The organism is Rhizobium sp. P2_G9 (assembly GCF_056403475.1).
The window spans coordinates 36,348-48,228 of record NZ_JBFUFK010000052.1; the positions used below are offsets into that span (position 1 = coordinate 36,348).

General features: G+C 61.7%; 9 protein-coding genes and 1 tRNA gene. 5 read left to right on the plus strand and 5 right to left on the minus strand.

From position 1 onward, the window contains the following. Positions 1–8: 8 nt before the first annotated feature. Positions 9–464, minus strand: a complete 456-nt coding sequence (locus AC1DYF_RS33025; RefSeq protein WP_477882154.1) for an N-acetyltransferase family protein — start codon at positions 462–464, stop codon at positions 9–11. A gap of 173 nt (positions 465–637) precedes the next feature. Between AC1DYF_RS33025 and ppdK the strand changes: the two genes are divergently transcribed. Further along, the gene (gene ppdK / locus AC1DYF_RS33030; RefSeq protein WP_477882156.1) at positions 638–3,307 is read left to right on the plus strand and encodes a pyruvate, phosphate dikinase; all 2,670 of its coding nucleotides are present in this window, start codon (positions 638–640) and stop codon (positions 3,305–3,307) included. Between the two features lie 6 nt (positions 3,308–3,313). Here the strand turns inward: ppdK and AC1DYF_RS33035 are convergent, their stop codons facing one another. Both AC1DYF_RS33035 and AC1DYF_RS33040 read right to left on the minus strand, forming a co-directional pair. Further along, complete coding sequence (locus tag AC1DYF_RS33035; protein WP_477882157.1) at positions 3,314–4,225, minus strand: DMT family transporter; 912 nt, start codon at positions 4,223–4,225, stop codon at positions 3,314–3,316. A gap of 116 nt (positions 4,226–4,341) precedes the next feature. Beyond that, positions 4,342–4,752, minus strand: coding sequence for a hypothetical protein (locus tag AC1DYF_RS33040; protein ID WP_477882159.1), 411 nt, complete (start codon positions 4,750–4,752; stop codon positions 4,342–4,344). 294 nt (positions 4,753–5,046) lie between these two features. Between AC1DYF_RS33040 and AC1DYF_RS33045 the strand changes: the two genes are divergently transcribed. Next, positions 5,047–7,290 (plus strand): tetratricopeptide repeat protein, encoded by a 2,244-nt coding sequence (locus AC1DYF_RS33045; RefSeq protein WP_477882161.1) that lies wholly within the window; start codon positions 5,047–5,049, stop codon positions 7,288–7,290. Next, entirely contained in the window at positions 7,287–8,201 is a 915-nt protein-coding gene (locus AC1DYF_RS33050) for a DUF1499 domain-containing protein (protein WP_477882162.1), read from the plus strand. The genes AC1DYF_RS33045 and AC1DYF_RS33050 overlap by 4 nt, the downstream gene beginning before the upstream one ends. Here the strand turns inward: AC1DYF_RS33050 and AC1DYF_RS33055 are convergent, their stop codons facing one another. Then, the gene (locus AC1DYF_RS33055) at positions 8,202–9,107 is read right to left on the minus strand and encodes an MBL fold metallo-hydrolase (protein ID WP_477882163.1); all 906 of its coding nucleotides are present in this window, start codon (positions 9,105–9,107) and stop codon (positions 8,202–8,204) included. A gap of 1 nt (position 9,108) precedes the next feature. Continuing rightward, entirely contained in the window at positions 9,109–9,405 is a 297-nt protein-coding gene (locus tag AC1DYF_RS33060; RefSeq protein ID WP_477882165.1) for a cupin domain-containing protein, read from the minus strand. A 257-nt stretch (positions 9,406–9,662) separates the two neighbouring features. On the opposite strand from AC1DYF_RS33060, the gene AC1DYF_RS33065 reads away from it, so the two are divergent. Together AC1DYF_RS33065 and AC1DYF_RS33070 are read left to right on the plus strand one after the other, a co-directional pair. Further along, a tRNA-Gln gene (locus AC1DYF_RS33065) sits at positions 9,663–9,736 on the plus strand. 155 nt (positions 9,737–9,891) lie between these two features. Next, positions 9,892–11,880: a DUF6538 domain-containing protein gene (locus AC1DYF_RS33070; protein ID WP_477882167.1), complete on the plus strand. Its 1,989-nt coding sequence runs from the start codon at positions 9,892–9,894 to the stop codon at positions 11,878–11,880. The last annotated feature ends 1 nt before the right edge of the window (position 11,881 follow it).

Consider the following 11,881-nt stretch of genomic DNA (forward strand, 5'->3'; position numbering starts at 1 on the left):
CGCGAGGCTCAGCTTCGTTTCCATTCGTAGTAGACAATCGGATCGCCGAACCGCGGATGCATCGCTTCGCGAAGCACCACGAGACCAGCCTTCTCATAGAACCGGCGTGCCCTGAGATTTCCGGATCGCGTGAACAGCGTAAACCCGTCTGGCATTGCGTCAATCGCCTGGGCGAGCAGCGCTTGTCCGATTCCTCCTCCGAGCGATCCGGGTCGGACGAAGAGTTCGGCCAGCACTGCCTCTGCGAGCCTGATTGCGAGAAAACCGACAATCTCATCGCCGCGCACCGCAAGCGTGACCTGCCAGCCGGCCGCGAATTCTGCCTCCAGCCGTTTGCGCAAATCGGCTTCGGTCGGCATCATGGGAGGGCCGACGTCCGGCAGGCTGGCACTTGAGTGCCAGATTTCGGCAATCGTATCGTAGTCGGCTTCGGTCGAGGGACGGAGTGCGAAGGAAGATGTCATGCGCCTATAGGATCAATCGATTTTGAAGATTCGAAAGCGGCAATATCGCTGAAAGTACAATAAAGCCGCATTCTTGTTGCGACGCAGCATTTTCTACCATCCGGCTGTTTTCAAAGCTGGTGGAATGAGATAGCACTGTCATCAAAATGCATAATTCCGCCGGGAGGGCCGGAATGACCAAATGGGTCTATAGTTTTGGCGGCGGCAAGGCTGATGGCCGATCCGACATGGCCGATCGGCTGGGCGGCAAGGGCGCCAATCTCGCTGAGATGAGCGCGCTCGGCCTGCCGGTGCCGCCTGGCCTGACGATCGTCGCCGATGCCTGCAGTTATTATTTCCAGAATGGCCAGGCCTTTCCCGATGGTCTCAAGGCGGCCGTGGTCGAAGGCCTGCAGCGGCTCGAAAGCCTGACCGGCCGTAAATTCGGCAGCGACAGCCGGCCGCTCTTGCTTGCCGTCCGTTCCGGCAGCCGCGTTTCCATGCCCGGCATGATGGACACGGTGCTCAATCTCGGCCTTAACGACGAGACGGTCCTGGCGCTCGCCGCCGATACGGATGACGCGCGCTTTGCCTGGGATTCCTATCGCCGCTTCATCGAAATGTATGGCGGCGTGGTCATGGGACTTGGCCATGACGTCTTCGAGGAAATCCTCGAAGACGAGAAGGCAAGGCTCGGCCGCGAGCAGGACACCGAGGTGACTGCCGAGGAATGGCAGGGCCTGATCGCCCGCTACAAGGAAATGCTGGCCGAGGAGGGCTTCAGCTTTCCTGGTGACCCGATGGCGCAGCTCTGGGGCGCGGTCGGCGCGATCTTTGCCAGTTGGATGAATCATCGCGCCGTCACCTACCGCCTGATGCACAACATCCCTTCGGATTGGGGCACGGCGGTCAATATCCAGGCCATGGTGTTCGGCAATCTCGGCAATTCCTCCGCCACCGGCGTCGCCTTCACCCGCAATCCGTCGACGGGCCTCAAGGAGCTCTATGGTGAGTTCCTCGTCAACGCCCAGGGTGAGGATGTCGTCGCCGGTCTTCGCACACCACAAAGCATAACCGAAAAGGCGCGCATCGAAACCGGTTCGGACCGCCCTTCGCTCGAAAAGGTGATGCCGGAGGCGTTCAAGGAATTCCTCAATGTCTGCAACAAACTCGAAGCGCATTTTCGCGATATGCTGGACCTCGAATTCACCATCGAGCGCGGCAAGCTCTGGATGCTGCAGGTCCGCATCGGCAAGCGCACCGCCAAGGCAGCCCTGAAGATCGCCGTCGACATGGTCGACGAGGGCCTGATCAGCGCCGCCGACGCCGTCGACCGTATCGATCCTGCTAGCCTCGACCAACTGCTGCATCCGACCATCGACCCCGCTGCGAGACGCGACGTGATCGGCACCGGTCTGCCCGCCTCGCCGGGCGCCGCTTCCGGTGAGATCATCTTCACGTCCGAAGGCGCCGTCGCGGCGGAAAAGGAGGGCCGCAAGGTCATCCTCGTGCGCACGGAGACCAGCCCGGAGGACATCCACGGCATGCAGGCCGCCGAAGGCATCCTCACCACACGCGGTGGCATGACCAGCCATGCGGCCGTGGTGGCGCGGGGCATGGGCCTGCCCTGCGTCTGCGGCGTCGGCGCGCTGAGGGTCGATATGCGCAATCGAGAACTGGTGGGGCCGGGGATCAAGCTCAGGGAAGGCGATATCATCTCCATCGACGGCTCGTCCGGCCATGTGCTGAAGGGCGTGCAGCCGATGCTGCAGCCGGAATTGTCGGGTGATTTCGAGCGCATCATGGGTTGGGCCGACAGGATCCGCCGCATGCGCGTGCGCACCAATGCCGAGACGCCCTCCGATGCGCGCGCGGCGCGTGCCTTCGGCGCCGAGGGCATCGGCCTTTGCCGCACCGAGCACATGTTCTTCGAGGGCGGCCGCATCAATGTCATGCGCGAAATGATTCTCGCCGAGACGGTCGAGAAGCGTCGCGAAGCGCTCGATCAGTTGCTGCCCATGCAGCGCGCCGATTTCGTCGAGCTGTTCGAAATCATGCATGGCACGCCGGTGACCATCCGCCTGCTCGATCCGCCGCTGCACGAATTCCTGCCGAAATCCGACGACGAGATCGATGAGGTCGCAGCGCAGATCGGCATGCAACCATTCCATCTGCGCGAACGCATCGACGCGCTGCATGAATTCAACCCGATGCTCGGCCATCGCGGCTGCCGGCTGCATATCTCGCATCCGGAAATCGTCGAAATGCAGGCCCGCGCCATTTTCGAGGCCGCCGTCGAGGCGGCGCGCCAGACCGGCGAAGCCGTCGAACCGGAGATCATGGTGCCGGTGGTCGGGCTGAAAGCCGAGCTCGATTATGTCAAGGCACGCATCGACGAAGTCGCCCGCTCGGTGATCGCCGAATCTGGCATGTCCATCGCCTATCTGGTCGGTACGATGATCGAATTGCCGCGTGCGGCCCTTCGCGCCCATGTCATCGCCGAAGTGGCCGAATTCTTTTCCTACGGCACCAACGACCTGACGCAGACGACCTTCGGCATGTCACGCGACGACGCATCGAGCTTCCTGCCGACCTATATGCGCAAGGGCATCATCGACCGCGATCCCTTCGTCAATCTCGACTTCGACGGCGTCGGAGAACTGATCAAGATCGCCGCCGAGCGCGGCCGCCGCACAAGGCCCGGCCTGAAACTCGGCATCTGCGGCGAACATGGCGGCGACCCGGTGTCGATCGCCTTCTGCGAGGAATCCGGCCTCGACTACGTCTCCTGCTCACCTTTCCGCGTGCCGATCGCCAAGCTGGCGGCGGCGCAGGCGACGATCAGGAATGGGAAAAAACGCTGAAGGGTGTCAGCCGGACTGCGCCGCACCGCGCGGTCTGGCCACCCAAATGCCTGCCAGGACGATGGCGCCTCCGATCGCCTGGATCGGCGAAATGGGCTCATGCTGCAGCATCCAGGCGAAGCCGGCCGCGCCGGTTGCCTGAAGGAAGGTCACCAGCGAAGAAAAGGCGGCTGGCAGCCGTCCCAGCGCCACCGACAGCAGACCCTGGCCGCCGGCATGGCTGATAAAAGCCAGCGCAAACAGCACGCTCCAGCCCCAGATCGAATGCGGCAGGATATTGCCTTCGATGGCAAGCGCGGCAACGAACARGATCACGACCGCGACCACGCTCATTTCGAAAGTCACGCGCGCAGCACCCGTGGCTTTGCGTGCAGCGCCGACGGCCAGGAAATAGAGGCCGTAGAACACGCCCGTGCCTATGCCCAGCGCATCGCCGAGCGAATGGGCGGGATTGAGCGAGATGCTCTCGTAGACCAGCGCCGATCCGCCAACGAGGCAGAAACCAAGACCTGCAAGCGTTGCCCGTTCAGGCTTCTGCTTCAGGACGAGCCAGCCGAAGATCACCACCCACAACGGCGCCATCGTCGCGAAGAAGGTCGCGTTGGCGATTGTCGTCTTCATGATCGCCAAATGCCAGAGCAGGAGATCGCCGGCAAAAAACAGGCCCGCAAGCAGGATCGGCACCGTCCAGCTCGCACTTTTGCCCGCACCGCTGTTCTTCTCCTCTGCCCGCATCCACAGCCAGAGGATGGGCAGTGCGAGGAAAACACGCCAGAACGCGCTCGACAGTGGCCCGACATCGGCAAACCGCACCAGGCTCGGTGATATGCTCATCGCCGATGCCGCGCCGATCATGGCGGCAATGGCAGCGGTGAGTTCGGTGCTGCGCCGGCTTTCGGCGAGGGAAGAGGCGGTCATCCGGAGTGCTTTGGCCGAAGGTTCGCGTTGCGCAAGGGGATGCGCACTCGTTTACTGTGCAGCCAGAAGCGAGGCAAGCCTTAATCACTGCCGCGCCAACCGATCACCTGAGGGCGTCAGTGCTGCTCGATCTTCTCCAGCACATCGACGAAGGATTGCGCGAAATTGCGCAGATGCTCGACCTGCTGTTCCGCCGGTTCGACGCGGGTGTCCATCGCATCGTCCGACAGGAAAACGAAGGCCATGCGCGGCTCTTCACTGCCGGCATAAGCGAGGCGCACGGCGGCGACGCGGCCTTTGCCGTCGGGTTTGCCGGCATAGGGAAGCTCGAACAGGAATTCGCCGTCGAGCGGCAGGATCGCCGCCTTCACGGCATCGGCAAAGATCGGATAGGTATCCAGAAGGAGTTCGAGCGCCAGGCCAAGCTCGATGAATTCGACCGGCTGCGACGCGCCGTCGCGTGGCACGGATTTGTTGTTCTGGACGACGTCTGCACGATCGTCAGGGCGGTTTTCAGGCGTCGGCATCATAAACTCCTTGATCACCCCTCCGGAGACAACATCCTGGAGAACCTTGGCTATTTTGCGGCGCGGGAAGATTGGGGCGATTGCGGCTCAAATCACGGGCCGAGCCAAAGGCCCGGTGTCGATCGCCGCGGGCATGGTCTCGCCCGCGTTCGCATCGCGGCGGACAAGGCTCGCCTTGCGCCGGACATCAGGCATGCCGGCGATTTCGGGAGGATTGTCGCATGGTCTGAAACCTTGACATTGTCCCACCATCCATGCTGCCTCGCCGAAGAATGATTTTCGGGAGCGTGGAGAATGTCGAAAGGTGGCCGATTGCCGCCCGGCCGGCCGGGACCAGCGGGCGGGGCTGCCGTTCGCCCGTTGCTCGACAAGGCCGGAGGCTTGCTGACGGCGGGCAAGGGCAGCGATGCCTTGCCCTTGCTGTTGCAGGCCAGCGCCATGGCGAGGACCAATGTCGAGGCGGCCCACATGCTTGGCGTCGCCTACCTGCAATGCGGCCGTGGCCCGGAAGGGATCGAGGCGCTGAAGCGCGCCGTGATGCTGGCGCCGAATGCCGCGCCCATTCTCAATCACCTCGGTGTTGCGCTCTGCCAAGCAGGCAAGGGCATCGAAGGGATCGGCTACCTGCGCAAGGCAATGGCGCTCGCCCCTGACCTGGCCGATGCCCGCAACAATCTCGCACATGCTTTGAGCGAAGCAGGCGACTTTGCAAGCGCTGCCGGCGAATATCGTGCGCTTGTCACGACCGCGCCGCAAATGCGGGTGGCCTGGCAGGGTCTTGCCTCGGCGCTGCACAAACTGGGCGATATCGAAGCCGCGCTTGCCGCCGCGGACGAGGCGCTGGCCCGGTTTCCCGGCGACAGCGGTTTCCTCACCAGCCGCGGTCGTATCCTCATGGATCTCAGGCGCCGCGACGAGGCCGAAAAGGTTTTGCGCCAGGCGCTTGCCAGCAATCCCGCCAATGGCGAGGCCGCCAACAATCTCGGCACGCTGATCGACGATCAAGGCCGGCAGAAGGAAGCCCTGCTGCTGTACGAGCGCGCCGTATCGAGCCGCCCGGATCTTGGCGATGCCTGGTTCAATCTCGGCAATGCGCATGAAAAGCTCGGCGATCTCGCCAAGGCCAGGTCGGCCCTCGAACGCGCCACGACGCTCAGGCCGAGAAGCGCCAAGACGCTTGCCGCCCTTATCGGCGTCCGTCGCAAGCTGTGCGACTGGCAAGACCTCGACAAACAGGTCGATGCTCTCGTCGCACTGATCCGCGATCCGGACATGGCGCTCACTGAAGCGCCTTCCCCTTTCAGCCTGCTGAGCCTCATGGTCGGCGGCGGCGACCAGCGCCGCGCGGCCGAACTGCACAGCCTTGCCTTGGAGACCCGGGCCGCTGCCTGGCTATCCGAGATCGGTGCCTTCGAGCGTCGGTCGGCCTCTTTTGCCGGTCGGAAAATCCGTATCGGCTACCTGTCGCCGGACTTTCGCGAGCACCCCATCGCGCAACTGATGGCGGGTGTCATCGAGGCGCATGATCGCGATCGCTTCGAAATTTTCGCCTGGTCGCTCGGCCCGGACGATGCCAGCCGCTTCCGTCGTCGGATCGAAACCGGCTCCGACCGATTCGAGGATATCCGCCAACTGGATATCGGTGCCTCGGTCAAGGCAATGCGCGATGCAGACCTCGACATCGTCGTCGATCTCGCCGGCTACACGGCGCATGCACGGCCGGAAATCCTGGCACTTCGCGCGGCGCCGCTGCAGGTCAACTATCTCGGTTTTCCCGGCACGATGGGCGCCGGCTTCATCGACTATATCATCGTCGACCCGACGATTGCCCGCGAGGTCGACGAACACTTCTATTCCGAACGGGTGGTCCGTTTGCCCGACTGCTACCAGGCCAATGACGACAAGGCGCCGATCGATCCGGAGCCTGTCGCGCGCCCCGATTTCGGCCTTCCGGACGATGCCTTCGTCTTCTGCTCGTTCAGCATGAACTACAAGATCGACGCACAGGTGCTCGATGCCTGGAGCGAGATCCTTAACCGCGTGCCTGACGCCGTCCTCTGGCTTTTTCGCACCGATGTCCCCGCGGCCGAAAATCTGCATCGGGAATTTTCCGCGCGCGGCATAGCACCCGCGCGAATAATCTTCGCCGACCGCCTGCCCAAGGCCAAGCATCTGGCGCGCCATCGCCTGGCCGATCTCTTCCTCGACACGTCAGCCTATGGCGCCCATACCACCGCCAGCGATGCGCTCTGGGCCGGCCTGCCGGTGCTGACCTTGCTGGGCGACACGTTCGCACGCCGTGTCGGCGCCAGCATCGTCAGGGCCGCCGGCATGCCGGACCTGGTGACGGAATGCGTCGAAGACTATATCGCGACCGCAGTCGGGATTGCCTCTACCAGCGGCCGCGCTGCGGCGCTGAAGGCGAGCCTTGCCGCAAACCTGCCGTCATGCCCGCTGTTTTCCACCCCGGCCATTGCCCGTGCCCTCGAGGCGGCGTATCTCGGCATGGTCGCGGATTTGCAGAACGAGATGCCATGACCGTCCGGTACGAGCGCCCTGTCGCCCATTCGGCCTTTTATGCCCGGCGGCTTGCTCTTCTTTCCCTGGCCACCTTCGCCATGGCCTGGGCACTACACCGCTTCGGACCGCTGGAAACGCCCTATTTCCTCGCCGTGGCGGCGATCTGCGCGGCCCTGGCTTTCGTCGCCTTCTATCTCGCCATTCTCGGCCTCGTGTTCCTGTGGAGCAAAGGCGCCAAAGGTGGCATGGCTTCGCTTGAGGCATTGCTGCTGGTGATCCTGCCGATTTCGCCTGTCGTGCTCGGCACACCCGGTTATATCAACCGGCCGGCCATCYATGACATCAGCACCGATATCACTGATCCGCCGAAATGGATCGCCGAGGTCAAGGCGGACCAATCCTGGCTCGGTCCTCGCGCTGAACCGGGCGCCAAAGATCGCCAGCAGCAGACATCAGCCTATGACGGCCTGACCGGGCGACGCTATGACGGCGCGCTCGATCGCGTCTATACCGCTGCCCGCAAGGTGGCGCTCGCACAGGGCATCGCCATCACTGACGAGCACGGCGCTCCCGAAGGTGCGCTCGATGAGTTTCCTCCGATCAACCCAAAGGCGGCACAGACGGAGGCGGCACCCGATTCGCTGGACAATGTTCCCGTGCCGCTGCCACGTCCCGATTATGAGGAAAAGCCGGACACAGTGACGGACAACCAAGGCAGCGACGCCGCCATTCAAGGTGTGCATCGCACGCTCGTATTCGGCTTCCGCCAGGACATCGTCATCCGCCTGCGCGAGGAGGCCGAAACGACATTGGTGGACGTGCGCGTGGCGACGCGTTACGGCAAGCATGACCTCGGCAGCGGTGCCGCCCTGATCAACAAATACCTTCGGGCACTGGACGTGGAATTGCTCGGCATAGCCGGTGATTGATCAAGCCGGTCGGTATTCGCCGCCAAGCAGCGGCGGTCCGTCGGTGACGATCTCGCCCTTCTCCACCAGATCTTCGATATGCGCCAGCACCGACAGCGCTGCCGCACCATGCAGTCGCACATCCGTGCTGCGATAGATCGTCTTGACCATATCCGCAATCGTCCGGTCGCCAGCCTTGATCCGCTCGACGATCGCCCGCTCACGCATGCGCCGGTGGGTCCGCAGGCCGCGGCAGAAGGCGCCGGGATCCTTCACCGGCCCGCCATGGCCCGGCAGGTAGATGCGGTCGCCGCGCTCGATCAGCATGTCCAGTGAGGCCATATAGTCGGCCATCGCCCCGTCTGGCGGCGCCACGATCGAGGTCGACCAGGCCATGACATGGTCGGCTGAGAAGACGATGCCGTCATCCGTCGCAAAGGCGGCATGGTTGGCGGTGTGGCCTGGCGTGAGCAGCGCCGTCAGCGCCCAGCCATCCCCTTCGATGCGTTCGCCATGGCCGAGCGCTACATCCGGAATGAAGCCGGTGTCCGAACTCTCGGCAAACGGATTGGTCTCGCCGTTGTGCAGCGGCCGGGCGGCGCGATGCGGACCTTCGGCGACGGTGATTGCTCCCGTTGCCGCCTTCAGCCGCGCTGTGAGAGGCGAATGATCGCGATGCGTATGGCTGACCGCGATATGGGTAACCTCCCGGCCTTCGAGCGCCTGCATCAGCGCCTGGAAATGCGCCTCGTCCTCCGGGCCGGGATCGATGATGCAGACCGAGCGGTCGCCAATAATATAGCTGTTGGTGCCATAGAAGGTGAGAGGCGAGGGGTTGTTGACCGTCAGCCGCTGGATATTCGGCCCGACCGGCACGGCTTCGCCGTATGCGGGCACGAAATCCCGGTCGAAATCGGCATTGTCCATCTCACTTGTACTCGATTTCGATGAAGGACATGAATTCATCGCCGCGATTGACGACATTGTGCGTCACGCCCGCCTCGCGCCGATAAACTGCCCCTTTCGCGACATCGACCTCGCGGTCGCCGCTCTGCTCCTCGATCAGGAACTTGCAGTCGGTCATCGGCACGACGACATAGCCCATCCCATGCGTATGCACGCCGGTGTCGGCGCCGGGCACGAAATCCCAGCGGGTGACGCGCACCATGGCGTCGTCGAGCAGCACGGTGGGTTCGGCGGGCGGGCGGGCTTTGAAGGCGGACATCGGTCGATCCTGTTGCGTTGCAATCGCCGACAGATATCGACCGAAGTGACCGCTCGGTAAAGCAAAATTCCGCATGCCGAGGTTCGGCCCTCCTTCTGCAACGGGAGAAGGTTTTTCGGATCGTGCACGCGACTGAATGATCATATTGGTGGAAATGATCTGCATGAACGAAAAATGACGATAGGATGATTGCGGGCGGCGCCGGACTTTGCTATCAGGCGGCGGCTTGGACGGGGCAAATGCTTCGTGAGTGCGATTGGGGCGTAGCCAAGCGGTAAGGCAGTGGTTTTTGGTACCGCCATCCCTGGTTCGAATCCAGGCGCCCCAGCCAAGACTTCCATTCAAGTCATGAAAGCCCGAGGTTTCCAGCATGTTCATTATAGCTGGGACTCTCAAATTGGGCGCTGTCATACAGCACTGTCATACTGCGCTGTCTGACTGAGAGGCCACGAAAACCCTGCTCACCCTTCACGGAAGGGATTTGTCATGGGTGCGGTTCAACACGTCTTCAAACGCGGTTCGGTCTATTGGTGGCGTCGTCGTTTACCAAATGGAACCGAATCTCGTGCTCTGGTGCTGATTGAACTGAGCCTGCGGACCAAATCCTTGGAGCAGGCGAAACTGATCGCGGCAGAGGTGACGCTTGCCAGCGAGCATCTCCTTCAGGGCGCAAGGCGCAAGATGATCGATCCGGACGACGCAAAGAAAATTCTCATCAAGGTCGCCTTGAAGCATAGTGCCAAGCTCGACATGGTGGCTGCCGCCGAGATCGCATATGGCGAGGACGTCGAAAGTTCGCGGCAGTTCGACGTGGTTTGCGGGTGGGCTTGCAGGCTTTTCGCCGCACATGGGGAGGGCGCTAGCATCGGCCTGCATGAAGAGCGCGAACTACGTGCGGCTGGCCTTGACATGGCCACAATAGGAGAAGTTTCACGCCAGCTTATTCAATACCGCGAAGGCGGAGCTATGCCGCCAAGGCGCGAGAAGATCGAGGCGCTGATGGAGGAGTTCGGTGTTCCCGAAACACGCGTCAATTTCCAGCAAGCCCAGCAACTATATCTGCGTGGCATGTCCGCCGCCCTTCTGGATACTCGCCGTCGTTGGAGTGGCGTCCGGCCCGACGACGATGCGTTGTTGCAGTCGGCTCTGGTCGCGGATGCATCCCAAGCGCCGTTGCCATATCTGCCGGAAACCACGACTGACAAGCGCTTGAACCCAGCTGCTGTATTGGTAGCCCCCACTTTCCAACAACCGTCTGATGACCAAGGCGACGAGTTTGAAATGGAAGACGATGGCGAGGAAGACGACGAGGTAGAATATAACGGAAGAGGCCTGATCGAAATCATAACGAAAGTGGCTCACGAGAAAGTGGCACTGAATGAATGGGGCGAAAAAATGCCTCGTCAGCACATCTCGATCGCCAAGCTCTTTGTTAAGTTCGTCGGCCACGATAACCCAACCAGGATGCGTCAATCGCACATCGGTGATTTCCGAAGCATGCTTCTGGAGTTGCCGAAGAACCACGGAAAATCGTCAAGAGACGAAGAACGCACATTGGCCGAGATATTGGCCAGAGCGAAGGATTTGCCAGCCTCTGAGCGCGGCCTATCACCTGCGACGATCAACCGATACATGACCCAGATGAACAATATCGTGACGATCTGTAAAAGCGCCGGATTTCCGTTCGGCGACTTTGAAGGCGTAAGCGGTTTGCGTGTCAAGAAGCGAGGCAACGAGCGGAACGAGCGCGGCAAATTCACCGACGATGATTTGACGGCGATTTTCTCACTACCAGTCTGGACCGGTTCAATCGGAGAGGGGAAGCGACTGGCGTCAGGCACACTCGTTATCCACGACGCAATGTATTGGATGCCGTTGCTGGCTCCATACAGCGGTGGACGCCGTGAGGAAATAGCTGGATTACTGTTAGAAGAAATCGAGTTGGATGCCGAGACGCCGAATATTCGCATCGAGGATAATTCGGTCAGGAAAATCAAAAACGAGGAATCGAAGCGCCGGGTTCCGTTGCATCCGGAACTCTTGCGCCTTGGCTTTGATAACTATGTAAATGCCCTTCGCGAACTTGGACATGTCCTCCTTTTCCCTGAGCTTAGGGCGGCCGCCCCTGCCACGCCGATGGGGGATGTCTTCGATGACGACTGGAGGGAAATCAAGAAGATGGCCCTACCGAATGCCGAGGTCGAAAAGAAGGTTTTCCATTCTTTCAGGCATTGGTGCGTCAACGAGATGAAGCAGGCGGAGGTGCAGGAGGAAATAAGGAAGGATATCGTAGGGCATAAGGGAAATGGCGTGCACGGCGCACGTTACAGCGATGCCGCACGGCTGCACGTAATGGCGAAGGCCCTTGCAACGTTGCCGCAACCGAGTTGCCACATCGAGCCGCGTCCGATCGAGTTGCTTGCCTCCGTAGTAAGTCACCGACCACCGCCGACCAAAGCAAAAGGACTGCGGTAAA